Origin of the sequence: Pseudomonas sp. Irchel 3H9 (assembly GCF_900187495.1) — a bacterium.
Lineage (GTDB): Bacteria > Pseudomonadota > Gammaproteobacteria > Pseudomonadales > Pseudomonadaceae > Aquipseudomonas > Aquipseudomonas sivasensis.
This window is the reverse complement of record NZ_FYDK01000009.1, coordinates 83,900-108,413: the sequence shown is the minus strand read 5'-3', so window position 1 is coordinate 108,413 and position 24,514 is coordinate 83,900. Positions and strand designations below refer to the sequence as shown.

25 protein-coding genes are annotated in these 24,514 nt (G+C 60.6%); 17 read left to right on the top strand and 8 right to left on the bottom strand.

Going from position 1 to position 24,514, the window contains the following annotated elements; translation table 11 throughout:
• Positions 1–15 precede the first annotated feature (15 nt).
• The gene (locus tag CKW32_RS25805) at positions 16–543 is read right to left on the bottom strand and encodes a DUF962 domain-containing protein (protein WP_095186315.1); all 528 of its coding nucleotides are present in this window, start codon (positions 541–543) and stop codon (positions 16–18) included.
• Positions 544–626: 83 nt separating this feature from the next.
• Between CKW32_RS25805 and CKW32_RS25800 the strand changes: the two genes are divergently transcribed.
• Positions 627–1,313 (top strand): Crp/Fnr family transcriptional regulator, encoded by a 687-nt coding sequence (locus tag CKW32_RS25800; RefSeq protein ID WP_095186314.1) that lies wholly within the window; start codon positions 627–629, stop codon positions 1,311–1,313.
• Between the two features lies 1 nt (position 1,314).
• Here the strand turns inward: CKW32_RS25800 and uraH are convergent, their stop codons facing one another.
• Positions 1,315–1,725 (bottom strand): hydroxyisourate hydrolase, encoded by a 411-nt coding sequence (uraH, locus tag CKW32_RS25795; protein WP_032884882.1) that lies wholly within the window; start codon positions 1,723–1,725, stop codon positions 1,315–1,317.
• 22 nt (positions 1,726–1,747) lie between these two features.
• On the bottom strand, positions 1,748–2,221 hold the full coding sequence (locus CKW32_RS25790) for a heme-binding protein (RefSeq protein ID WP_095186313.1): 474 nt from the start codon (positions 2,219–2,221) through the stop codon (positions 1,748–1,750).
• 100 nt (positions 2,222–2,321) lie between these two features.
• Between CKW32_RS25790 and CKW32_RS25785 the strand changes: the two genes are divergently transcribed.
• Positions 2,322–2,687: a response regulator gene (locus tag CKW32_RS25785; protein WP_032884886.1), complete on the top strand. Its 366-nt coding sequence runs from the start codon at positions 2,322–2,324 to the stop codon at positions 2,685–2,687.
• A 126-nt stretch (positions 2,688–2,813) separates the two neighbouring features.
• On the opposite strand, the gene CKW32_RS25780 is transcribed toward CKW32_RS25785, so the two are convergent.
• Complete coding sequence (locus CKW32_RS25780; protein ID WP_095186312.1) at positions 2,814–3,818, bottom strand: AraC family transcriptional regulator; 1,005 nt, start codon at positions 3,816–3,818, stop codon at positions 2,814–2,816.
• Positions 3,819–3,919: 101 nt separating this feature from the next.
• Between CKW32_RS25780 and CKW32_RS25775 the strand changes: the two genes are divergently transcribed.
• The gene (locus tag CKW32_RS25775; RefSeq protein WP_095186311.1) at positions 3,920–5,014 is read left to right on the top strand and encodes a fatty acid desaturase; all 1,095 of its coding nucleotides are present in this window, start codon (positions 3,920–3,922) and stop codon (positions 5,012–5,014) included.
• On the opposite strand, the gene CKW32_RS25770 is transcribed toward CKW32_RS25775, so the two are convergent.
• Together CKW32_RS25770 and CKW32_RS25765 are read right to left on the bottom strand one after the other, a co-directional pair.
• Positions 4,905–5,840 (bottom strand): LysR family transcriptional regulator, encoded by a 936-nt coding sequence (locus tag CKW32_RS25770; protein WP_081797602.1) that lies wholly within the window; start codon positions 5,838–5,840, stop codon positions 4,905–4,907. The genes CKW32_RS25775 and CKW32_RS25770 overlap by 110 nt on opposite strands.
• 97 nt (positions 5,841–5,937) lie before the next feature.
• On the bottom strand, positions 5,938–7,107 hold the full coding sequence (locus CKW32_RS25765; protein WP_095186310.1) for a CynX/NimT family MFS transporter: 1,170 nt from the start codon (positions 7,105–7,107) through the stop codon (positions 5,938–5,940).
• 102 nt (positions 7,108–7,209) lie between these two features.
• Between CKW32_RS25765 and CKW32_RS25760 the strand changes: the two genes are divergently transcribed.
• The 4 genes from CKW32_RS25760 (at position 7,210) to CKW32_RS25745 (ending at position 10,285) form a co-directional block, all read left to right on the top strand.
• Positions 7,210–8,076 (top strand): LysR family transcriptional regulator, encoded by an 867-nt coding sequence (locus CKW32_RS25760; protein ID WP_032884891.1) that lies wholly within the window; start codon positions 7,210–7,212, stop codon positions 8,074–8,076.
• Between the two features lie 222 nt (positions 8,077–8,298).
• Positions 8,299–9,108: an energy transducer TonB gene (locus CKW32_RS25755; RefSeq protein WP_032884892.1), complete on the top strand. Its 810-nt coding sequence runs from the start codon at positions 8,299–8,301 to the stop codon at positions 9,106–9,108.
• 54 nt (positions 9,109–9,162) lie between these two features.
• Complete coding sequence (locus CKW32_RS25750) at positions 9,163–9,882, top strand: MotA/TolQ/ExbB proton channel family protein (RefSeq protein WP_371854034.1); 720 nt, start codon at positions 9,163–9,165, stop codon at positions 9,880–9,882.
• Between the two features lies 1 nt (position 9,883).
• Positions 9,884–10,285, top strand: coding sequence for a biopolymer transporter ExbD (locus CKW32_RS25745; protein ID WP_010565408.1), 402 nt, complete (start codon positions 9,884–9,886; stop codon positions 10,283–10,285).
• Positions 10,286–10,370: 85 nt separating this feature from the next.
• Here CKW32_RS25745 and CKW32_RS25740 read toward each other — a convergent pair whose 3' ends face one another.
• Both CKW32_RS25740 and CKW32_RS25735 read right to left on the bottom strand, forming a co-directional pair.
• Entirely contained in the window at positions 10,371–11,318 is a 948-nt protein-coding gene (locus tag CKW32_RS25740) for a LysR substrate-binding domain-containing protein (RefSeq protein WP_095186309.1), read from the bottom strand.
• Positions 11,318–12,166 (bottom strand): EamA family transporter, encoded by an 849-nt coding sequence (locus CKW32_RS25735; protein WP_032884895.1) that lies wholly within the window; start codon positions 12,164–12,166, stop codon positions 11,318–11,320. Before CKW32_RS25735 ends, CKW32_RS25740 begins: the two co-directional genes overlap by 1 nt.
• A gap of 895 nt (positions 12,167–13,061) precedes the next feature.
• Between CKW32_RS25735 and CKW32_RS25725 the strand changes: the two genes are divergently transcribed.
• The 10 genes from CKW32_RS25725 to CKW32_RS25680 all read left to right on the top strand — a co-directional run bounded on the left by CKW32_RS25725 (position 13,062) and on the right by CKW32_RS25680 (position 24,444).
• Positions 13,062–13,643, top strand: a complete 582-nt coding sequence (locus CKW32_RS25725; RefSeq protein WP_032884898.1) for an alpha/beta hydrolase — start codon at positions 13,062–13,064, stop codon at positions 13,641–13,643.
• Between the two features lie 48 nt (positions 13,644–13,691).
• Positions 13,692–14,618, top strand: a complete 927-nt coding sequence (locus CKW32_RS25720) for a sigma 54-interacting transcriptional regulator (RefSeq protein ID WP_032884899.1) — start codon at positions 13,692–13,694, stop codon at positions 14,616–14,618.
• A gap of 127 nt (positions 14,619–14,745) precedes the next feature.
• Positions 14,746–15,528, top strand: a complete 783-nt coding sequence (locus tag CKW32_RS25715; protein ID WP_095186308.1) for a MetQ/NlpA family ABC transporter substrate-binding protein — start codon at positions 14,746–14,748, stop codon at positions 15,526–15,528.
• 511 nt (positions 15,529–16,039) lie between these two features.
• Complete coding sequence (locus tag CKW32_RS25710) at positions 16,040–16,705, top strand: amino acid ABC transporter permease (RefSeq protein WP_032884903.1); 666 nt, start codon at positions 16,040–16,042, stop codon at positions 16,703–16,705.
• On the top strand, positions 16,686–17,345 hold the full coding sequence (locus CKW32_RS25705) for an amino acid ABC transporter permease (RefSeq protein ID WP_033898855.1): 660 nt from the start codon (positions 16,686–16,688) through the stop codon (positions 17,343–17,345). The genes CKW32_RS25710 and CKW32_RS25705 overlap by 20 nt, the downstream gene beginning before the upstream one ends.
• A complete protein-coding gene (locus tag CKW32_RS25700; RefSeq protein ID WP_095186307.1) occupies positions 17,342–18,118 on the top strand; it encodes an amino acid ABC transporter ATP-binding protein in 777 nt (258 codons plus the stop codon). Before CKW32_RS25705 ends, CKW32_RS25700 begins: the two co-directional genes overlap by 4 nt.
• The gene (locus CKW32_RS25695) at positions 18,115–18,966 is read left to right on the top strand and encodes a transporter substrate-binding domain-containing protein (protein ID WP_095186306.1); all 852 of its coding nucleotides are present in this window, start codon (positions 18,115–18,117) and stop codon (positions 18,964–18,966) included. Before CKW32_RS25700 ends, CKW32_RS25695 begins: the two co-directional genes overlap by 4 nt.
• A gap of 275 nt (positions 18,967–19,241) precedes the next feature.
• Positions 19,242–20,324, top strand: a complete 1,083-nt coding sequence (locus tag CKW32_RS25690; protein ID WP_095186305.1) for an efflux RND transporter periplasmic adaptor subunit — start codon at positions 19,242–19,244, stop codon at positions 20,322–20,324.
• Positions 20,321–21,391 carry an efflux RND transporter periplasmic adaptor subunit gene (locus tag CKW32_RS25685; RefSeq protein WP_095186304.1) on the top strand — a complete coding sequence of 357 codons (1,071 nt, stop codon included), beginning with the start codon at positions 20,321–20,323 and terminating at the stop codon, positions 21,389–21,391. The genes CKW32_RS25690 and CKW32_RS25685 overlap by 4 nt, the downstream gene beginning before the upstream one ends.
• Positions 21,388–24,444, top strand: coding sequence for an efflux RND transporter permease subunit (locus CKW32_RS25680; protein ID WP_095186303.1), 3,057 nt, complete (start codon positions 21,388–21,390; stop codon positions 24,442–24,444). Before CKW32_RS25685 ends, CKW32_RS25680 begins: the two co-directional genes overlap by 4 nt.
• Positions 24,445–24,514: the final 70 nt, after the last annotated feature.

Here is a 24,514-nt window from a genome sequence, read left to right as displayed (position 1 = left end):
AGCCCCCTCCCACAATTAGACCTCTCTCGGCTTCAGATCGCGTCGAACCACCGGCCCCGAGCGCTCTTCAATCTGTTGCTTCAAGCCCTGCCGCAACCCCAGCAAAAACGCCACCTCCGCCACCACAAACAACGGCCCTACGATCAACCCCGACACATCATCCACAAACGCCGGCTTCTTGCCTTCGTAGTAGTGCCCGACAAACTGAATCACCCAACCCACCACGAACATGCCGACGCCGCTGCTGAGCCACACCATCGTGCTCTGCGCCGCCAACTCATGCCCGGCCCATACCGACAAGCCCATCATCACCGTCATCAGCACGCCCAGGGCCAGTTCCAGGCGCAGGTAAAACCACGCCGAAAACAACGCCACGATTACCGCCGGTGAAATCCATAGGCCTCCCACGGTCCATTCGGGACGCGACAGCAGCACGGCTACTGCCACCACAATCAGCGGGATACCAATAAAGTGGCTGGCGATATTGCGCGGGTCGCGGTGGTAGGCGGCGTATTGACTGAGGTGGTCGACGAGGCTTTTCATTGTTGTTCCTCCTGTAGGATGTTGGATCATGCCCTGTCAGCCTGCGCCTGACTGTCAGCTGGGCGACAATCTTCGGAGTTCTCATGGACGCAGAGAAATGGCACGCCCGCTTGACCAGCGGCCATTGGTTCAGCCATCTGCCTGTAGATCTACAGCGTAGTCTGCTGGCGGCGGCGCGGCTGCGCACGCTCGCGGCGGGGCAGTGCCTGTTCAAGCGCGGCGACCCGCCTTGCGGCCTGTATGCGGTGCTGGAAGGCGCGGTGCGCATCAGCGCGGTGAATGCCCAAGGCAAGGAGGCGGTGTTGAGCCTGGTAGAAACGCCTTACTGGTTCGGCGAAATCTGCCTTTTCGATAACCTGCCGCGCACCCACGATGCCCTGGCCATGGGGCCATGCACGTTGTTGCAGGTGCCGCAGGCGGCGATGCTCGCCCTCCTCGAAGACCATCCGGCGTATTGGCGCGACGTGGCCCTGTTGATGAGCCACAAACTGCGCCTGTCGTTGATCAATATCGAACAGATGAGCCTGATGCCCGCGTCGGCGCGTCTGGCCCATCGGCTGCTGATGATCGCGCAGGGCTACGGCGAAATAGACCAGGCGCGCCGCACCTTGCAACTGCCCCAGGAGGACCTGGCCGCGATGCTGGGCCTGTCGCGCCAGACCACCAACAGTCTGCTCAAGGCGCTGGAGCAACAAGGCCTTATCGGCCTGAGTTACGGCGCGATTGAAGTGCTGGACCTGCGCGGTTTGCAGCAGGCCGCTGGTCTATGAACTACGACCCGCGATAGGTGGAGAAACCGTAAGGGCTGAGCAACAACGGGATGTGGTAATGCTGGTCCGCCTGTTTCACCTGGAAGATCACCGGCACTTCAGGGAAGAACGTCTCGCGGTTGGCCTTTTTGTAGTAGTCGCCGGTCTTGAACACCACGCGGTACTCACCCGGCGTCATGCTGCGGTTGGCGGGGAACAGTTCGGCGATGCGCCCCTGCTGGTTGGTGACGCCTTCGGACAGCGACTGCCATTTGTCGCCTACCTGCTGTTCCAGGGTGACGCTGACACCGGCGCTCGGCAGGCCGTTTTCCAGGTTGAGCACATGCACGCTCAGAGGGTTGCCGTCGGCCAGGGCCAGGTTGCACAGGCCGCTGAGGCTGAGGGCGGCGAGGGTCATGCTGAGGGTTTTCATCGAGAGATCCTTTGGAGGGGAATCAGAGGGAAGTTTTCAGGCCCAGTTGCTCGGCGGCTTTTATTGCGCAGGACTCGTCCTGTGCTGCGCCGCCGGCACCGGCGATGCCCAGCGCGCCGACCAGTTCGGCCTCGGCAAACAGCGGCACGCCGCCGCCGAGTAACAGCAACTGGGGCAAGCTGTTAAGGTTGGCGGCCTCGGGGTTGTTACGCGCGCGCTCGGCAAACAGCCGCGTCGGGGTTTTGGTCGACAGCGCGGTGTACGCTTTGCGCTGGCTGGCGAGGCTGTTATGCGGGCCGACGCCGTCGGCACGCAGGCTCAGCAGCAGGTTGCCGCCCCGGTCCAGTACCGTCAGCGCGGCGCTGCAGTGGGCAAGGCTGGCATCGGCCAGTTGGCGTGCGGTGTGCAAATCGAGGTCGGCATGGCGTGGCAGCTGCGGTGCAGCGAACGCACCGGTGCAGACGGCGAGGCTCAAGAACAAGGCATGGCGGGACATAAAGACGACTCCGGAAAACAGGCCGCTACCGTAGCCAGTCAACAGGGTCAGAAACCGCACAATTTGATGACAGGTTTGTAATCAAACCCAGAGGTAAGGCATGCAGGTGTTGTTAGTGGAAGACCAGCCGCAACTGGCGCAGCTCATGGCTCAAGGCTTAAGCGAGGCCGGTTTCGCGGTGGAAGTCGCAGCCAATGGCATGGCGGCGCAGCGCTTTGTGGAAAGCACCGAATACGACTTGGTCATTCTCGACGTGATGCTGCCGGGCTTGAATGCCTGGAAATTGCAGCAGGCGATTCGGCACAAGGGCAAGACGCCGGTGTTGTTCCTGACCACGCCGGGCGGCATCGAAGATCGCCTGCGTGGGTTGGAATTGCATGAGGATGATTACCTGCTCAAGCCGTTTGAGGCCAAGGCGTTGGTGGCGCGGGTGAGGAAGTTATTGCGGCGCGATCGCGGGCTCTGATTGCCCCGGCATGTTGAGTGCCTGAACCATTGCTATCGCGGGCAAGTCCCCTCCCACATTTGAAATGCGTTCCCCTGTGGGAGGGGGCTTGCCCCGATGAGGCCTTCAGCCTCTGCGCGAATCCACCTACCGCAACCCATCGCGAAACTGCCCTGGCGTCACCCCCGTCCAACGCTTGAATGCCCGGTTAAAACTGCTGGTATCGGCAAACCCCAACAAATGGCTGATCTCTGCCAATGAGCACTGCGGGTCCCGCAGGTGCTGCAACGCCAGGTTCTGCCGGCACTCGTTGAGCAACGCATCAAACCGACACCCTTCATCCGCCAGGTGCCGCTGCAAGCTGCGCAAACTCAAGTGCAGCGCCTGGGCAATCCGCTCGGCACTCGGCTCGCCGTCGGGCAATTGTGCCTCGATCGTAGCGCGCACCTTGCGCTCCCAGGTCAGCGGTTGCAGCTGGGCGAGGGTGCGTTTGAGCACAGTTTCGTTGTGTTCGGCCAACTCGGGGTTGGCGTCGTCCAGATGGCTGTCGAAGTCCTGGGCTGCAAATTCCAGGCAGTCCTCATCGGCGCCAAAAAATACCGGCGCGCGGAACACCGTGTGCCAAGGCTTGGGATCGGCCGGTTCCGGGCGCCGCAAATGCACGGCCAAGGGCGCGTAGTCACGGCCCAGGCGATTGCGGCAGGTGCGCACATAGATCGCCGCGAACGCATCGATGGCTTCCAGTGCCGGTGCGGGGCTGCCTTGGGGTTGCAGCAGGCGGAAACGGTAGCGTTCGCCGTCCCGACTCAGCTCCAGCTTCAGCGCATCGCTGACCACTTGGTGATAACGCACGATGCGTTCGAACACTTCCCACAGACTGCCGCTGGCCACCAGCGCGTATCCCAACGCGTGAAAAGTGGTAGGGCTGACAAACCGCGACACGCGCAACCCAATTGCCGGATCGCCGCTGGCCTGCACTGCCAGCTCCCACAGGCGCGTGGTCGCCGACAGCGGATAGCGCGCATTGGGATCTTCCATCTGCTGCGGGTCGAGCCCAGCCTCGATGCACAGCGCGGCGCTGTCGAGGCCGAGGGCGTCGAGCTGCTTGCGCAGGGCGCGGGTCCAGCTGGCGAGGGACGTGGGTTCTGTCATGGCGATTGGCGCTTGCGGTCAACAGGTTGGCGTGTGGGGCTAGCGTCCTGCATGAAGGCCTGGTGCAGGATGTAACCATCTATGAACAAGAGGATGGGAGCATGGACGGTACTTCTGCAAGTCCCCAGCAGATGAACGCACAACAGCGTTCAGCACATATCCGTGAAGTCGTACTCGCCGAAGGCGTGCGCCTGCGCCAGCAGCACCCGTGGTTGCTGCATCAAGACGCCTTGGGCGCGGGCATCCTGGCCTTCGCGCTGCTGGGCATGATTGGCTCGGCGGCGCTCTACATCACCGGTCACATGGCCTGGTGGGCGTGCCTGTTATTGAACGCCTTCCTGGCCTCGCTGACCCACGAGCTGGAACACGACCTGATCCACAGCATGTACTTTCGCAAGCAGCGCCTGCCCCACAATTTGATGATGGGCCTGGTGTGGCTTGCGCGGCCAAGCACTATCAATCCGTGGATTCGCCGGCACCTGCACCTCAACCATCACAAAGTCTCCGGCACCGAGACCGATATGGAAGAGCGCGCCATCACCAATGGCGAGCCGTGGGGCTTTGCGCGGTTGCTGATGGTGGGCGATAACGTGATGTCGGCGTTTATCCGCATGCTGCGCGCCAAAACCTGGGGCCACAAACTCAAGATCCTGAAACGCTCGCTGCTGGTCTACGCACCGCTGGCACTGCTGCATTGGGGGGCGTGGTACATCTTCCTCGGCTTCCATGCAGCCAACGGCGTCGCCAGTCTGCTGGGTGCGCCTATCGAATGGTCCGCCGGCACCTTGCAGATGATGCAGGTGATCGATATTGCCGCCGTGGTGATCATCGGGCCCAACATGTTGCGCACCTTTTGCCTGCACTTTGTCAGCTCCAACATGCACTACTACGGCGATGTGGAATTGGGCAACGTGATCCAGCAAACCCAAGTACTGAACCCCTGGTGGATGTGGCCGTTGCAGGCGTTTTGCTTCAACTTCGGCAGCACTCACGGGATTCACCATTTTGTGGTGAAAGAGCCGTTTTACATCCGCCAGATGACCGCCAAGGTGGCGCACAAGGTCATGGCCGAGATGGGCGTGCGGTTCAATGATTTTGGGACGTTTGCGCGGGCCAATCGGCTTGGTTTTCCACCGCCAGCAGCGTTTCGATCAGTGCCTTCGCCGCAGGCGACAAGCGAACCCCAGCGCGGCTGATCACTGCGCAACGGTTGTTCAGGCTTTCCAAGGCATGAGGCACATTGCGCCAGTGCAGCACGTTCAATTCGCCGCTGGCCAAGGGGGCGGCGAAGGCTTCTTCTGCGCCCAGGCCGATGGTGTCTGACTCGCGCACGATGAGGGCCAGCGCGGCAAACTGCTCCAGCTCGATAGCGGGGGCAAAGTCGATGCGCCCACTCAGGTTCGCCAACAGTTTTCGAATGCCCGGTGCGATCAGTGGCGTGGCGAGGGGATAGTCGAACAGGTCGTTGGTCGACAGGCTGTCCTTGGCCAGCAACGGGTGCCCGGCACGGCAGAAAAACACACTGCGCCGCGGCGTGAGGGCCTGAGTCTGGAAGTTTGGGTCGGCTTCGAAGTGGCGCACATCGGCGATAAAAAATTCGATCTCTTCACGGCTCAGGCTGCGCCCGAGTCTTTCCCAGTTATCCACTTGCAACGCGCTGCGTACCTTGGGGTAGGCGGTGATGAACCGTGCCATCGCTTGGGGCACCAAGTTGACCGCCGCCACCGCATCGCTCCCAAAGCGTACTTCGCCGGCGTCGAGCTTGGTCATGCGTGTGACTTCATGGCTGAGCAATGCGGCGCCTTGAACCAGGCTCAAGGCATGCTGCAACACCACCTGGCCTTCGGGGGTCGGGCGCAGGTCTTTATGGGCGCGATCCACCAGGACGCAGCCGAACTCTTGCTCCAGGCCCTGGATGCTGCGGCTGAAAGCCGGCTGGGTGATGCCCATGGCTTCGGCGCCGCGCACAAAACTGCGGTACTCATTCAGCGCGATGAAATAGCGCAGTTGGCGAAGGTCCATGGTGTGCCCGGCATCCTTTAAGAGAACCGGGATTTTAAGGGGATTGCTTATGTCGTCAACGAAGCTTTATTGGTTTAACTAGATCTTAAAAGCATATCTATAGAGCGGGTGCCGTGCGGTAACTCGTCGGGCTGAACACCCGCGTCACCATCAGCATCGCCACTGCAGTCACCGTCAATACCACCCAGGCGCTGGTGAAGTTGCCGGTGATCTCGCGCAGCCAGCCGGTCATCCACGGCGAGATCGCGTTGATCAGGAAGCCTACGCCTTGTACGAAGGCCGCCAGTTGCCCGGCTTGCCGAGGGTCGCGATGGTGGTCGAGGGTCAATAGCAGGCTCAAGGCGAAACACGCGCCCAGACCGAAGCCGCACAACGCCACCCACAGATGAGGAAATTGCAGCGGCGCCAGCAGCAGACCGAGGTAACCCACCGTTTGTGCCAGCAGGCTGATCCCGAGCAGGGGGCGACGGTCGATACCGCGTTGCGCGAGCACTGGCATCAGCAGCGCGGCAATCACTTGGAAGATGGTCATGAACGCCAGCAGCGAACCGCTGGGCAGCACGCCCCAGCCCAATTGCTGATAGTAGGCCGGCAGCCACGCCACCAGGCTCATGTAGCCACAGTTCACCAGCCCGAAATACACCGCCAGCAGCCAGGCGCGACGATTGCGCAGGCCCTTGAATGCGGGCACCACCTGGGGATTTTTTGCTGCGCCCAGCGGCAGCCAGGCCCACAGCAACAAGGCGCCCAGCGCTGGCAACAGCCACACGCCCAATCCTGCCTGCCAGTCCTCGAAATGCGTGGCCACCAACGGACTGAGCAGCGCCGCCAAGCCACCACCGGCCATCAGCGAGGCCGAATAGACGCCCATCGCCACCGGCACGCGATGATGGAACTCACGCTTGATCATCGCGGGCACCAACGCCTGGATCAGCGCCACACCGGCACCGCCGAGCAACGCCGTGACCAGCAGCGCCGACGCTTGGCCCATCACCCAGCGCGCCAGGCACGCCAGCAGAATCATCATTAAACCCAGGGCGATACCGCGCCGTTCTCCCAGTTGCGCTTCCACGCGCACGCCCACCAACGCCACCAGCCCCATGCACACCACCGGCAAGCTGGTAAGCAGGGCACTGCTCTGGAAGCTGAGGCCGGTGGCCAAGCGGATTTCACCGAGCAGCGGACTGATAGAGCTGAGGATCGGCCGAAGGTTGAGGCCCAGCACTACCAGCAGGCCCCAGCCGGCGAGGGATTTGTTGAGGGTCATGCAGCGTCCATGCAGTGGGTAAATGAGGCGTGAGTATGGCCATCGCCACAGGTATTCTGAAATTAAATATAACCATGCCAACCAGTGGTAAAGGGAATGATGATGTTCGATCCCGTGTTGCTCAGAAGCTTTGTCGCCGTGGTGGACTGCAGCAACTTCACCCGCGCCGCCGAGCGACTGCATTTGACCCAATCCACCGTCAGCCAGCAGATCCGGCGCCTCGAAGACGCGGTGGCGTGCCAGTTGCTGGACCGCGACCAACGCCGCGTGGTCGCCACGGCTGAAGGTGAGCGCTTGCTGGCCTATGCGCGGCGCATCCTTGCGCTGCATGAAGAAGCCGCCGATGTGCTGATCAACCAGCAGAGTGACGGCGTGCTGCGCCTGGGGGTACCGGAAGACTTTGCCGCAGAGCGCCTGATGCCGCTGCTCTCGGCGTTTGTGTTGGCGTATCCACGGGTGCGCCTGGAGGTCACCAGCGGTCTCGGTCCCGAGTTGCAGCGCCAATTCCGCAGCGGCGAGTTCGATGTGTTGTTGGTCAAGCAGATGGGCGACAGCGATGACTGTCTGGCCTCGTGGCCCGAGCCGCTGTGTTGGGTCGATAGCCGCAGCATGCCGTCGTTGGGCCGCGACCCCTTGCCGTTGGTGGCCTTTCCGGTGGGCGGGTTGTACCGCAACGAAATGCTGCACCACCTGGAAGTCAGCGGCTGGCGCTGGCGCATCGGCTATTCCAGCGCCAGCCTGGCCAGTGTGTGTTCGGCTGTGGCGGCGGGGTTGGGCGTGAGTCTGTTACCGCGCCGGGTGGTGCAGCCTGGGCATGTGGAGTTGGGGCCGGACAGCGGTTTACCGGCGGTGCAAGGCGTGCGCCTGGCGTTATATGCGCGTCCTGGCCTGAGCGCGGCGGGGCAATGCTTGCAGGCTGAACTGTTGGATTTGTGTGCAAACAGCCCCGTCGAACCATGCCTTTACTGAATATTTTTTATGCCTGAAAAGCATTGAAAAAACACACCTCGGCGCCAGGCCTTGCAGGCTCTGGCTTGGGCGTTCGTGCCGGCTTCGTTTATTCAATTTAGATCTATGTATAACTTCAAAGATTACTTTAAGAGATAAGCGTCTGGCCCCGATGATTCAGCCCTCGACGGCCTTCCACGCAGGCCTGTCGGTTTTTGTTTTAAGACCGTAGGGAGTGAATCAATGGGCAATGTCCAGACCGCCGCCAGTGCACACGAGGCGCTATGGCGTCAGGCACCTGGTGGTGAGTTGGTCGACCTTGGCCGGCCGCACCGCGCGCCGTTGGGGCAACTGCGAACGCAGAAGACTCCAAAGCGTTTTTCTAGCCGCCGCGAAGGGATTCTGCTGGGGCTGCTGGTGCTGGCCCTGCACGGTGCGGTGATCTATTGGGTGAGCCAGAAGGCGACGCCAGTGCTGCCGATTGTGCCGCCGGAAATCCCACCGATGACCATCGAGTTTTCCCAGCCAGCGCCGCCAGTGGTTGAACCTCCACCGCCTGCGCCACCACCACCACCGCCGCCTGTGGTCGAGCCACCGCCCCCTGTGGTGGATGAGTTGGCTGCCAAGCCGGCGCCGAAAAAGATTCCGAAACCCAAGCCGGTGCCAAAACCCGTGCCCAAACCGGTCGCCAAACCGGTAGAGCAACCGCCGGCGCCACCGGTCCCTGCGCCACCTGCGCCAGCGCCGGTCGCCGCGCCTGCGCCCGCCCCGGTTACTCCGGCTTCTGCCAACGCCGCGTACCTGAAGAACCCGGCACCTGAATACCCGTCACTGGCCCAGCGCCGGGGCTGGGAAGGCACGGTGTTGTTGCGGGTTCATGTGTTGGCCAGCGGCAAGCCGGGTGAGATCCAGATCCAGAAAAGCAGCGGTCGCCAGCAACTCGACGACGCCGCACTGACCGCCGTAAAGCGTTGGAGCTTCGTGCCGGCCAAGCAGGGCGATGTGGCCCAGGACGGCTGGGTCAGCGTTCCGATCGACTTCAAGATTCACTAACTATTGCGCTTCGGTGTGTTGCACACGCCGCGACTTGTACAGAGGGAAAACATCATGGCATTAGCATCTCCACTTGAATCCATCGAAAGCGCGGTGATCTGGCTGCTGGTGGTCTTTTCGGTCGCCACCTGGGGCTTGGCCTTGCTCAAGGGCGTGCAGTTCGGTCGCCTCAAGGCCCAGGATCGCAAGTTCCACAAACAGTTCTGGGCGGCGTCGAGTCTTGATTCGGCCGCTGAATTGGCAGAGACCCAACCGGGTGCCGCTGCTCGCGTGGCCCAGGCCGGTTATGCCGCGATCCAGGTTGGCGATGCGCCTCACGCTGCCGACTTGAGCCAGGCAATCAACCATCAGGACCGCCTCGAACGCGCCCTGCGCCAGCAGATCGTACGTGAGCGCCGCTCTCTGGAGACCGGTTTGGCCGTGGTCGCCAGTATCGGCAGCACCTCGCCGTTTATCGGCCTGTTCGGCACCGTGTGGGGGATCATGGAAGCGCTCAAGGGCATCAGCGCCGCCGGTTCCGCCAGCCTGGAAACCGTCGCCGGCCCCATCGGTGCCGCACTGGTTGCAACAGGCGTGGGGATCGCCGTCGCCGTACCTGCGGTGCTGGTTTACAACTACTTCCTGCGTCGCCTCAAGCTGACTGCCGCCGACCTGGATGACTTCGCCCACGACTTCTATAGCCTGGCGCAGAAAAATTCCTTCCGTGTGCTGCTGCACCCGGCGCTCAACAAAAGCGTTGCCGGCAACCCGCAAAAAGTGAAGGAGGCGTCCTGAAATGGCCTTTTCCACGCAAGACAGCGATGAAGTGCTGAGCGAGATCAACGTCACGCCGCTGGTAGACGTGATGCTGGTGCTGCTGGTGGTGTTTATCGTCACCGCGCCGCTGTTGACCAACGCGATCCCGATCAACCTGCCCAAGACCGAGGCCGTGGCGCCGGTGGAGCAGAAAGACCCGCTGGTGGTGAGCATCGACGGCGCCGGCAAGCTGTTTATCAACAAGGACGAAATCCAGCCGGACCTGCTGGAATTCAACCTGCAGGCGGCCAAGGCCAAGGACCCCGATGTGCGGGTGCAACTGCAGGCGGATGACGGAGTGAACTACGGCGAAGTGGCGCGAGCCATGGCGTCTATCGAGCGCGCGGGGATTACCAAACTGTCGGTGATTACTGCACGTTAGCTTCAAAAGCCTCGACAATTTTTTGGCCGTCTCCTTGGCAGGGTGCGGCCTTTTTTTTTGCCTGGGTTTCAGCAATACCACACGTTCAAAGTGCGCCAACCCCAGCGATTTGTGGATACCGGAGTTCAACTTCTCGCTGAAACGTTCTAACGCTCTCTTTTAGCCAGTTAATCAACCTGGCGATATCAGGTTCCGACTGCCGCCCATTCCGACAAATAACGTAGTACGCGGCCGGCGACATCATCACCGGGCCGCCTAGCGTGACTAATGCACCTTCTTCCAACCGGTCATACACCAACGCTGTTCTGGCCAGCGCAATCCCGCCCCCCTTCACCGCCAGGCTGATTGCCAGGCTTGAGTCCGGAAAGCGCGGCCCATGGTGATAAGGCGCAGCCGCCAAGCCCTGAAATGCAAACCAGCTTTCCCACCCCGTGCACACTTGATCGTCCACGCGGTGAATGAGCGGGTATCGCGCAATATCTGTCAGCGGAATATCGCCGTTCGCTTGTTGAAATGCCGGCGAGCAAACCGGGAACAGGGCATCGCGCATAAGTAGCTCGGCATGATGATCCGGGTAGTTGCCGTATCCCATCACAATCGCAACATCGAATGGATGGGCGCCGAGATGGGTGCTGTTCATATCCGCACTGGTCAATACCAGGTCGAGATTCAATGAAGCGTCGGAGTGAAAACCATGCATCCTGGGAATCAGCCAGCTGGAACACAGAGAAGACGTGCACGAGAGGTAAAGCGGCTGGGACTTGCTCGGGTTAAGTGTTTGCAACACCGCCTCAAGCGCGTTGAAAAAACCGTCAGCCACCGGCAACAAAGCCTGTCCCGCAGCGGTGAGATTGACGCCCCGAGAGTGGCGCTCGAACAACTGCACGCCCCACCACTCCTCCAGCCCTGCAATCTGATGGCTTATCGCACTGGCGGTCAGGTTCAACTGGGAGGCGGCGCGCGCAAAACTCCCCGTTTGCGCAGCGCTGACGAAGGCTTGCAGCATGGGAGTAGGTGGCGGACGTTGGCCCATCAGGTGCTCACTTTGATCAGGATGATCCCGCAAACAATGACGAACGCCGAAAGCATCCGCCGCCAGCCGAACCGCTCGTGAAAAAACAGCGCGGCAATAATGGCGCCGATAATAACACTGGTTTCCCGCAACGCTGAGACCTTGGCCACCGCGTCCAGGGACAGCGCAAACAGCACCAATCCGTAGGAAGTGAGGTAAAGAACGCCGCCCATAACGCCGACTTTCCAATGGTTGCGAATGGCCTCGGCGAATGCCAAACGCTTCTTGAAAAACGCCAGCGCCGGAATCGGAATGCTCTGGAATACCGTCAGATAGAGGATGTATTGCAGCACCGTCTCACTGGCTCTTACCCCTTTGGCATCCACCACCGTGTATGACGCGATAAACGCACCAGCACATACGGCCATCAAGATTGGTTTGAACATGCGCGCGGTCATCCTTCGCACGAATGTCAGGCTGATGATGCCTACACAAATCAGCAACACCCCGCCCAATGCGTGGAACGACAGATGCTCATTCAGCAGGACGTAAGAAAACAGTGCGACCAGAACCGGTGGCACTCCACGCATCACCGGGTAGACCTGGCCGAAATCACCGGTTTCATACGCTTTGATCAGGAACAATCGATAGGCGGTGTTGAGCACTACGGAAACCAGCACGTAGCCCCACACCTGCAGGCTTGGCGCATTCACCAGCGGCAGCGCCGCCAGGCAGATCAGCAACGCCGTACCGTCGACCATGGCCAAGGTCATCAAGCGACTGCTCCCGGCCCGGACGACTGCGTTCCAAGTGGCGTGCATGAGGGCAGATATCAAAACTAGGGTGATCGCGATGTTGGAGTTGTCCATGGGGCTCGGGCGGGGGAGGAAATGAAGGCGGCTATTTAACGCAGTCATGTGCCATGGTCAGAAGCGAAAGCTCGTCAGTGCTGCCATTAAGAACCGTCATGGTTTTTAAAGGGCCAGCAAGTCATGTCCTTTTAAATTGCAGGACGTTTCCGAGACAATCCCCGCCGCCTTGCGGCTGTTGGAATGGATGGCTAGTCTTCGGCCCGTCGCTGGTTTCCAGTGATCGGGTTTAGCAGCCTGATTTCAATAGGCACACGGTTCACATCTCCATTTATGGTGGCTGTGCGTGGGGCACCCTCGGGTGCGCTGGTGTTCCTATTGGCCAGTCTGCTAACCCGCGTACAGCTGCCACCTATCGTTTAGCAGCGCTAGTGGTAGCTCCGGTGTTCACTAGGAGTTGCACCATGACCAAAGCACTTCCTGATCAACCCGTTGACTGTCTCGTCGCCAACGACAACCTCAGTTTCGAGGACGCCCAACTCTGTATCGCCCATCTGATTCACAGCGTCTAGGCCACCGTATGGGACTGTTGTGAGCACCTGCAGCCGCACGACCGCTCGAAAGTCCATGCGGTGTGGCATTTGCTGGAAATGGCCAAGACCGTGGTAAATCGCACCATCGACTGCATGCCTCGTACCCATCACGTCATCTAAAAACCACTGCAAATTGAATGTGAAATCGAGTCAATGTGGGAGGGGGCTTGCCCCCGATAGCGGTGGATCAGCCACCTACTTGTTGCTGACGGACCGCCATCGGGGGCAAGCCCCCTCCCACATTTTGAGCCTAGATACATTTGGTTTTTTGGTTATTAATAAATAGCTTCTTATTCCTTAACGAATATAACCCTCGTCCCTATACTGTCCTACAACGTTAAACGCTGCAGGAGGGCACACCCATGCACAGCGAGTCGATTCGTTATCTGATCGTGCCGGGCTGGCAAGGATCGCCAGAAGATCATTGGCAAACCCATTGGCAAAATAGCTTGCCCAACAGCGCGCGCGTTGAGCAGGCCGATTGGCTCACCCCGCGTCGCGAAGACTGGGTGGCTGCGTTGGCTGAAGCCATCGCTGCCGACAGCACGCCGGTAATCCTGATCGCCCATAGCCTTGGCTGCATCACTGTGGCCCATTGGGCCGCCGCTGCGCCGTTGCAGTACTTGCGGCAGGTGCGCGGTGCCTTGCTGGTGGCGCCGGCTGATGTCGAACGCCCGGCTTGCTCTCCAGCCCTGCGCAACTTCGCGCCGATCCCGACCGACTTGCTGCCTTTTCCCAGTCAGGTGGTCAGCTCCGACAACGACAGTGCCGTCAGCGCCCCGCGTGCGCTGGAACTGGCGCGCAATTGGGGCGCCGAAGCCGGCATCCTGTCCGGCGCCGGCCATATCAATGTGAAGTCCGGCCACCAGCGTTGGGAGCAGGGTTTCGCCTACCTCTATCGCCTGCAAAGCCGCCTTGAGCACCACGCCCGGCGTAGCGCATAAATTTTTTCAACGCCCCGTCCCTGAGTGGATTTGGGGCGGGAGCCTGCCATGAGTCTGCATGAAACCTTCGGCCAGCCGTTGCTGACCTTCCCCGACGCCGAAAAGAGCCCGCTGAGCATTCGTGCCAAGGCACTGGTGTTCGTCGACCCGCGTTCGCGTCAACTGCGCGAAGAGCTGGAAAGCCTCGCACCGCGTGCTTTGCCCGTGTTGATTCGCGGCGAGACCGGCAGCGGTAAAGAACTGCTGGCGCGGCATATTCACCGGGGCAGTGATCGCACCGGGCTGTTTGTCTCCGTCAATTGCGGCGCGATCAGTCCCACCTACGCCGACGCCGAGTTGTTCGGCTACGCGGCGGGCGCCCACAGCGGCGCGGCCAGCAGCCGGGCCGGGTGGTTTGGTTCGGCCAATGGCGGCACCTTATACCTGGATGAGATCGGCGACTTGCCGTTGCCGATCCAGGTGAAATTGCTCGCAGCCCTGGAAAACCACGAAGTTACCCGCGTCGGCGCCCATCAGCCCAGCCCGGTGGATGTGCGCTTGGTAGCTGCCACCAGTATTGATCTGGCCCAGGCCGTGGCGGCGGGCAAGTTTCATGAGCGACTGTTCCATTACTTGAGTGAAGGCCGACTGGACTTGCCAGCGCTGCGCGAGCGGGTCGGCGACATCCTTTCGTTGGCGGAATATTTTCTGGGCATCTACAGCCAGCGCCTGGACCTGCCGGTGCCGTTGATCAGCGACGCTGCCCAGCGAGTCCTGGAGCACCACAGCTGGCCGGGCAATACGCGCGAGCTGGAGAACGTTATTCACTTTGCCTTGCTGGTCAGCAGCGGCGACGAGATTTTGCCCGAACATTTGAACCTGCCGGTGGCGGGTTCACCGGTGGAGCAGCTGCAGCGGATTTTCAACGCTGCCAGTCCTGCCGAGCAGGAATCATTGCGAAAATTCCTGTATGAGCAAAATGGAATATCAACGTGAATAAAAGATATTGTTCGGGAATAAAAAATATAGGTATTGTCCGTTTCACGCCGCGATAGCACTTCGCTGGCACACCACATAAAAACGGTCGTCACCGACGCCCCCGGAATTCCGATAAGGACACTGCATGAAAAAGGTTCTGTTGTTTACCGCTCTGGCGGCTGCCCTGACTGCCGGCTTCGCCCAGGCCAACGAGAAACTGGTCGTAGCCGCGACCCCAGTGCCGCACGCTGAGATCCTCGAACTGGTCAAGCCAGCCCTCAAAAAGCAAGGCGTGGACCTGGAAATCAAAGTCTTCACCGACTACGTACAGCCAAACGTGCAGGTTGCCGAGAAGCGCCTGGACGCCAACTACTTCCAGACCCTGCCGTACCTGGAAAACTTCAACAAGGGCAAGGGCACCAACCTGGTTACCGTGGTTGGCGTGCACGTTGAACCCTTCGGCGGTTACTCGAAAAAGATCAAGAATATTTCTGAGCTCAAAGATGGCGCCACCGTTGCCATCCCGAACGAAGGTTCCAACAGCGGCCGTGCCCTGTTGCTGCTGCAAAAGAACGGTCTGATCACCCTGAAAGACCCGACCAACGCCCTGGCCACGCCGAAAGACATCGCCAGCAACCCGAAGAACCTGAAGTTCAAAGAGCTGGAATCGGCCCTGCTGCCACGCGTGCTGGACCAGGTTGACCTGGATTTGATCAACACCAACTACGCCCTGGAAGCTGGCCTCAACCCAGCCAAGGACGCGCTGATCATCGAAAGTGCCGACTCGCCTTACGTGAACTTCCTGGTGGCTCGCCCGGACAACAAGGACAGCGACGCTATTCAGAAACTGTCCAAGGCCCTGACCAGCCCGGAAGTGAAAGCATTCATCGAGAAGAAGTACAACGGCGCGGTCGTGCCGGCGTTCTGATGTAACTCAAAACCCCCTTCAAGGTTTCAACGCCGACGGCTTTTAGAGCGTCGGCGTTTTTTATGCCTGGAATTTGGAATGCAATCGACATGTGGGAGGGGGCTTGCTCCCGATAGGGGTGTGTCAGTCAAAGATGTACTGACTGAACCACCGCTATCGGGAGCAAGCCCCCTCCCACACTTGATCTTCATCTTACTTTGGATTTTTCGTGGTTTTAGAGAGCTCGGCTGTTAATCGCCCTGCGCAACGCCACCAACCACTTCACCAGCTCCTGCGGATCAATCGGTTTCGCTTTGTTCATGGTTCATTCCCTCGAAAAACAGACCCCCCAACCATAGCTGCCACCTGTCCAACCCGCGAATCCGGGGGTTATCTTTTTGGGTGATATCAATATGCTATTTAGGTATTTAAATTTTGCTTTTTATACCTTTAGAGTTCGCGCTACCCGGCGTTACCCACGCCGGAACGGACTGCGCTCGCGGCATTACCCATGCGGCGATATGGACTCAAGATGACCTTCGATTTCGCTTTTATCCTCAGCACCCTGCCGGCGTTTCTGAAAGCCGTGGGCGTCACGCTGCAAGTGGGCCTGATCGCCATTGCCACTTCCCTGTTGGTGGCGCTGATCAACGCCGCACTGCTGGTGTTTCGCACGCCCTACCTGTCGCGCCTGGTGGCGCTGTACGTGGAGCTGGCGCGTAACACGCCGCTGCTGATCCAACTGTTTTTCGTGTACTTCGCGTTGCCGGCCCTGGGCTTCAATATCTCCGGGTTCTGGGCGGCCATCATTACCATGACTTTCCTGGGCGGCGCCTACCTCACCGAAGTGCTGCGCGCGGGTGTGGAAGCGGTGCCGCTGGCGCAGATCGAGTCGGGCAAGTCCATTGGCCTGTCCCACTGGCAACTGCTGCGCCACGTGATCCTGCCTCAAGCGGGCATCCTCAGCCTGCCGGCGTTGTTCGCCAACTTCATCTTCTTGCTCAAGGAGACCACCGTGGTCTCTGCCGTGGCGGTGCCGGAGATTCTCTACACCACCAAGAGCTACATCGCCCTCTACTACAAGACCTACGAAATGCTCGCCGTGCTGACGCTGATTTGCGTGCTGTTGTTCTTGCCGCTATCGCTGCTGCTCAGCCGCTTGGAAAGGAGGCTCCAGCATGGCCAGTTCGGGTCTTGAGTTGTTGTGGGTGTCGTTGCCGCAATTGGGTAAGGGCGCTGCGCAAACCCTGTCGATTTCGTTTTTGAGCATCGCCTTCAGTACGGTCGGCGGCGTGTTGTATGGCGTGCTGCGCACCTTGAACAACAGGCTGATCAACGCGGTGCTGCGGGTATACCTGGAGCTGTTCCGGGCGATTCCAGTGCTGGTGTGGTTGTACCTGCTGTTCTTTGGCCTGCCGATCTTCTTTGGCCTGAGCATCCCGAGCTTCTGGTGCGCGGTGCTGGTGCTGTCGTTGTGGGGCGCCAGCGAAGTGGGCGAGGTGGTACGCGGCGCGTTGCACTCGCTGCCCCGTGGCCAGCGCGAAGCCGGCCTGTCGATTGGCTTGTCCGACCCGCAGTTATACGGCTACGTTTTGCTGCCTCAGGCCCTCAAGCGTATGACCCCGCCGACCATCAACGTCTACACGCGCATCATCAAGACCAGCTCCCTGGCGGTGCTGATCGGCGTGGTGGATGTGATCAAGGTGGGCCAGCAAATCATCGAGCGCACCTATGAGTCGGTTCTGATCTACGGCGTGCTGTTCCTGTTTTTCTTCTTTATCTGCTACCCGTTGTCGGCCGCCTCCAAGGTGCTGGAACGGCGCTGGGCCCAAGCATGAGCGCATTGATCGAGTTCCAGGGTTTCAACAAATTCTTCGGCGACCAGCAGGTGCTCAAGGGCATCGACCTGAGTGTGCAAAGCGGTGAAGTGGTGGTGATCCTCGGCCCCAGCGGCTGCGGCAAAAGCACCTTGTTGCGTTGCCTTAACGGGTTGGAAGTGGCCCACAGCGGCAGCCTGCGGTTTGCCGGCAAGGAGTTGCTGGAAAAAAATACCGACTGGCGCCAGGTACGCCAGGACATCGGCATGGTGTTCCAGAGCTACCACCTGTTCCCGCACATGAGTGTGCTCGACAACATCCTGCTCGGCCCGCTCAAAGTGCAAAAACGCGACCCCCGCGAGGCCCGCGAGCAGGCCGAGAAACTGCTGGAACGCGTGGTCCTGGCTGACAAACGCGATGCCTTCCCGCGCCAGCTTTCCGGCGGCCAGCAGCAACGCATCGCCATCGTCCGTTCGCTGTGCATGAACCCTCAAGTCATGCTGTTCGACGAAGTCACCGCCGCCCTCGACCCGGAGATGGTCAAGGAAGTGCTGGAAGTGATCCAAGGCCTGGCCCGCGATGGCATGACCCTGCTCATCGTCACCCATGAAATGGCCTTCGCCCGCGCCGTCGCCGACCGCGTGGTGTTTATGGAGGCCGGTCGCATCCTCGAACACAACACCCCCGAAGAATTCTTTACGAACCCGCAAACCGCACGCGCGCAGCAGTTCCTGGAGAAGTTCTCCTTTGTGTCAACACTGCCCAAGAAAACCAAGGAACTGGAGTTGCTATGAAAAAGTTACTGCTGCCACTGTTGGCCGTCGCCTTACTGGCCGGCTGCGATAAGAAGGCCGAAGAGCCCGCCAAACCTGCTGCTGCCGTGAGCTACCTCGACAAGATCAAGGCGCGCGACAAGCTGATCGTTGGTGTCTTCACTGACAAACCACCGTTTGGTTTCGTGGATGAAGCTGGTCGCTACGTCGGCTTCGATACCGACATTGGCCGTCGATTCGCCAAAGACCTGTTAGGCGATGAAAACAAAGTCGAATTCGTCGCCGTCGAGCCGGCGAGTCGCATTCCGTTCCTGCAAAGCGACAAGGTCGACCTGATCCTCGCCAACATGACCGTGACCCCGGAACGCAAGGACGCCGTGGATTTCACCAACCCCAACCTGAAAGTCGCGGTACAGGCCCTGGTGCCGAACGACAGCTCGGTCAAAAGCCTGGACGACCTGGCCACCCGCACCACTATCGTCACCACCGGCACCACTGCTGACATCTGGCTGACCAAGAACCACCCGGATTGGAAACTGCTCAAGTTCGAGAAAAACTCCGAGTCGCTGCAAGCGTTGTCGGCTGGCCGTGGCGATGCCTATGCCCAGGACAACCTGGTGCTGTTCAGCTGGGCCAAGCAGAACCCAGGCTACCGCGTGCTGGAAGAGAAACTCGGCGACGAAGCGCCCATCGCGCCTGCCGTGAAGAAGGGCAACGTCGAACTGCGTGACTGGGTGAATGCCGAGTTGGCGAAGTTGGGTGAGGAGAAATTCCTGCTCAAGCTGTATGACCAATATGTGCGTAAAGAACTGAGCGATGACACCAAACCTGAAAGTGTGATTGTTGAAGGCGGGAAGTGGCAGGGCTAGTTCTGCGCTGACTGTTATGCCGCTATTGGGAGCATGGGTATCTACACAACTTTCAAACCCTGACAAATCTCCCTGTGGCGAGCGGGACAAGCCGCTCGCCACAACAGCCCTATCTGCCGGACGTTCAGCGTTGAGCCAACGTTGTGTAGATACCTATGCCCCGATGAGGCCGGTGACCCCCCCTCAATACGCCTTCCCCATGCAGATAAGGAACCCTGATCTAAGCTCACAGTCGCATACACACTGGCACATCGCATCGCGCACAAGGAGTCTGCATGGGCGGTCGTATTTCCATCTGTATCGTCGGTTTGGGTTTAGTGGTGTTGCTGAGCGCTTGCGGCCAGGAAAAGGCTGAACCCAAGCAGCATTCCCGAGTATTTGTGCAAACCGTGCAGCCCGCGGATTTCGCCGCGGCAGTCACGCTGACCGGGGATATCCAGGCGCGTGTGCAAACCGACTTGTCCTTCCGCGTCGGCGGAAAAATCATCCAGCGCATGGTGGATGTGGGCGACCGCGTGAGCGCCCGACAAGTGCTGGCCAAGCTCGATCCCAAGGATTTGCAAACCAACGTCGATTCCGCTCAGGCCCAGGTCGTGGCGGAACAGGCGCGGGTCAAACAGACTGCCGCTGCCTTTGTGCGCCAGGAAAAACTCCTGCCCAAGGGCTACACCAGCCGCAGCGAATACGATTCTGCCCAGGCCGCGCTGCGCAGCAGCCAAAGTGCCCTGGCCGCCGCGCAGGCCCAGTTGGCCAACGCCCGTGAACAACTCGGCTATACCGCGCTGATTGCGGATGCGCCGGGAGTGATCACCGCACGCCAAGCTGAAGTCGGCCAGGTGGTGCAAGCCACCGTGCCGATTTTCAGCCTGGCCACCGATGGCGAGCGCGACGCGGTGTTCAACGTCTATGAATCCCTGTTGGTGGAGCCGCCACCTGACGCGCCGATCACCGTCAGCCTGTTGGATAACCCCAGCATCAAGGCCCAGGGCAAAGTCCGTGAAGTCACGCCGGCCGTTGCGGCCAACACCGGCACGGTGCAGGTGAAGATTGCGCTGCAATCTCTGCCTAAAGGCATGCAGCTCGGTTCGGTGGTCAGCGCCACCGCCAATGGTCCGGCCAAGCCCAGCGTCGAGCTGCCGTGGTCGGCATTGACCAAAGACTTGAGCGAACCCGCCGTGTGGCTGGTCGACGGCGACGGCAAGGCGCAGTTGCATAAAGTCACGGTGGCGCGGTACCTCACCGGTAAGGTCATCATCAGTGACGGCCTTAAAGGCGGCGAAAAAGTCGTCGTGGCCGGTGGGCAATTGCTGCATCCCGGCATGTTGGTCGAGATTGCCCAGCAGGGAGCCAAGCCATGAAGCGCCTGACGCTCATACTCGCCGCCAGCCTGTTGCTGATGGCCTGCTCCAAGGAAGAACCCGCGCCCGAGCCGGTGCGCCCAGTTCTGTCCATGGAAGTGAAGGCCGAAGACCAGGAAACCCTCGGCCGCTTCGCCGGCACCATCCAGGCGCGCTACGAAAGCAACCTGGGGTTTCGCGTGTCGGGGCGTATCGCCCGCCGCGCCGTGGATGTGGGGGCTGAAGTGCAGAAGGGGGCCTTGCTCGCTGTCCTTGACCCCACCGACCAGCAAAACCAGTTGCGCGCCGCCCAAGGCGACCTCGCTCGCGTCCAGGCGCAATTCATCAACGCCCAGGCCAACGCTCGCCGCCAGCAGGAATTGTTCAACCGTGGCGTCGGCGCCCAGGCGCAGTTGGATATCGCCCAGACCGATCTGAAAACCACTCAGGCCTCTCTCCACCAGGCCCAAGCGTCAGTCAACCAAGCCAAGGACCAGCTCAACTACGCCGAGCTGCGCACCGACCACGCCGGTATTATCACCGCCTGGAACGCTGAGGCTGGCCAAGTGGTCAGCGCCGGTCAGCAAGTGGTGACCCTGGCGCGCCCGGACATCAAGGAGGCGGTGATCGACCTGCCCGCAGGTCTCGCCGAGCGGCTGCCCCCGGACGTGGTGTTCCTCGTCGCCGGGCAACTCGATCCCAGCGTCAACACCACTGCCACTGTGCGCGAGATCGAACCCCAGGCCCAAAGCGCCACGCGCACCCGTCGCGCGCGCCTGACCCTGGCCGAAACACCGCCCGCGTTCCGCCTTGGCACGGCGATCAGTGTGACCTTGAGTTCGGCCATCGCTCCACGCATCGAGTTGCCCCTGAGCGCCTTGCAGGATGTCGACGGCAAGACCCGCATCTGGATCCTCGACACCCAAAGCCAGACCGTGCAACCGCGCGACATCACAGTGCTTAGCCGTGATGCTGATAGCGCCTTGCTCAACGGTGGGGTCAAACCCGGCGAACGTATCGTCACCGCCGGCGTAAACAGCCTGAAGCCTGGGCAAAAAGTCAAAATCGACGAGGACAGCCCGCGATGAAAGGGAGCTTCAACTTATCCGACTGGGCCCTCAAGCATCAGTCCTTCGTCTGGTACCTGATGTTCGTCGCGCTGCTGATGGGCGTGTTCTCGTACATGAACCTGGGCCGCGAGGAAGACCCCTCGTTCACCATCAAGACCATGGTGATCCAGACCCGCTGGCCGGGCGCGACCCAGGAAGAAACCCTCAAGCAGGTCACCGACCGCATCGAGAAAAAACTCGAAGAGCTCGACTCCCTCGACTACGTGAAAAGCTACACGCGACCGGGTGAATCCACGGTGTTCGTGTTCCTCAAGGACACCACCAGCGCCAAGGCCATCCCGGAGATCTGGTACCAGGTCCGCAAGAAGATCGACGACATTCGCGGTAGCTTCCCCCAGGGCTTGCAGGGGCCGTCATTCAACGACGAATTCGGTGATGTGTTCGGCTCGGTCTACGCCTTTACCGGCGACGGCCTGTCGATGCGCCAGTTGCGCGACTACGTGGAGCAGGTGCGCGCCGAGATTCGTTCGGTGCCGGGATTGGGCAAGGTCGAGATGATCGGCCAGCAGGACGAAGTGATTTACCTGAATTTCTCCACGCGCAAATTGGCTGCGTTGGGCGTTGACCAGCGCCAGGTGGTGCAGAGCCTGCAATCGCAGAACGCGGTGACCCCGGCCGGGGTGATCGAGGCCGGGCCTGAGCGGATTTCAGTGCGCACATCCGGGCAGTTTGCTTCGGAGAAAGACCTGGCCGATGTCAATTTGCGCCTCAATGACCGCTTCTATCGCCTGGCGGACATCGCCGAGATTACCCGTGGCTACGTCGACCCGGCGCGGCCGATGTTCCGCTTCAACGGCAAGCCGGCGATTGGTTTGGCCATCGCCATGCAGAAGGGCGGCAACATCCAGTCGTTCGGCAAGGCGCTGCACACGCGCATGGACGAACTGACCGCCGACCTGCCGGTGGGCGTCGGTGTGCATAAGGTCTCCGACCAGGCCGAGGTGGTGGAAGAGGCCGTCGGCGGCTTTACCAGCGCGCTGTTCGAAGCGGTGATCATCGTGTTGGTGGTGAGCTTTATCAGCCTCGGCATGCGCGCTGGGCTGGTGGTGGCGTGCTCGATTCCATTGGTGCTGGCGCTGGTGTTCGTGTTCATGGAATACAGCGGCATCACCATGCAGCGCGTGTCGCTCGGTGCGTTGATCATCGCCCTCGGCCTGTTGGTGGACGACGCGATGATCACCGTGGAGATGATGATCACGCGCCTGGAAAAAGGCGAAACCAAGGAGCAGGCCGCCACCTACGCCTACACCTCCACGGCATTCCCGATGCTTACCGGTACCTTGGTGACCGTCGCCGGTTTCGTGCCGATTGGCCTCAACGCCAGTTCGGCGGGGGAGTACACCTTTACCCTGTTCGCGGTGATTGCCGTAGCGATGCTGGTGTCGTGGGTGGTAGCGGTGCTGTTTGCGCCGGTGATTGGCGTGCACATCCTCAGTGCCAAGGTGAAACCCCACAGCGCTGAGCCGGGGCGCATCGGCCGTGCGTTCAATGGCGGCATGCTGTGGGCCATGCGCAACCGTTGGTGGGCCATCGGCATCACCGTGGGCCTGTTCGTGGCGTCGGTGTTCTCCATGCAGTTCGTGCAGAACCAGTTCTTCCCGTCGTCGGACCGACCGGAAATCCTCGTTGACCTCAACCTGCCGCAAAACGCCTCGATCAACGAGACGCGCAAGGCTGTTGATCGCCTCGAAGCGATCATCAAGGACGACCCGGACATTACGCGCTGGAGCACCTATATCGGCCAGGGCGCGATCCGTTTCTACCTGCCCCTCGATCAGCAATTGGAAAACCCGTATTACGCGCAGTTGGTGATCGTCAGCAAAGGCCTGGAAGAACGCGGTGAGCTGATCGCGCGCCTGCAAAAACGCCTGCGTGATGACTTCGTCGGTATCGGCAGCTTTGTGCAGCCGTTGGAAATGGGCCCGCCGGTGGGCCGCCCGATTCAGTATCGCGTGTCCGGCAAAGACACCGACCAGGTGCGCAAGCACGCCATCGAACTGGCGACCCTGCTGGATAAAAACACCCACCTGGGCGAGATCATCTACGACTGGAACGAGCCGGGCAAAGTGCTGCGCATCGACATTGCCCAGGACAAGGCGCGCCAGCTCGGGCTGTCATCCGAAGACGTGGCGCAGTTGATGAACAGCGTGGTCAGCGGCGCCTCGGTGACTCAGGTGCACGACGATATCTACCTGATCAACGTGGTCGGCCGCGCCGAGGACGCCGAGCGCGGTACCCCGGAAACCTTGCAGAACCTGCAAATTGTCACGCCCAACGGCACCTCGATCCCGCTGCTGGCGTTCGCCACTGTGCGCTATGAACTGGAGCAGCCGCTGGTGTGGCGTCGCGACCGCAAGCCGACCATCACCATCAAGGCCTCGGTGCGTGACGAGATGCAGCCGACCGACTTGGTCAAGCAGCTCAAGCCGGAGATCGACAAATTCAGCGACGGCCTGCCGGTGGGCTATAAGGTCGCCACGGGCGGTACCGTGGAAGAAAGCGGCAAGGCCCAAGGCCCGATTGCCAGCGTGGTGCCGTTGATGCTGTTCCTGATGGCGACGTTCCTGATGATCCAACTGCACAGCGTGCAGAAGATGTTCCTGGTGGCCAGTGTCGCGCCGTTGGGGCTGATCGGCGTGGTGCTGGCGTTGATCCCCACGGGCACGCCCATGGGCTTTGTTGCGATCCTCGGTATCCTGGCGCTGATCGGCATCATCATCCGCAACTCGGTGATCCTGGTGACGCAGATCCACGAATATGAAGTGGCCGGCTACACGCCGTGGGACGCGGTGGTGGAAGCCACCGAGCATCGGCGTCGTCCGATCCTGCTCACGGCGGCAGCGGCGAGTCTGGGCATGATCCCGATTGCTCGGGAAGTGTTCTGGGGGCCGATGGCTTACGCGATGATTGGCGGCATCATCATCGCCACCTTGCTGACGCTGTTGTTCCTGCCGGCGCTGTATGTGGCCTGGTACAAGATCCGCGAACCCCAACAGGAAGAACACGGTTAAAAATGTGGGAGGGGGGCTTGCCCCCGATGGCGGTGGGTCAGTCAAAGATGCTCCAACTGATCCACTGCTA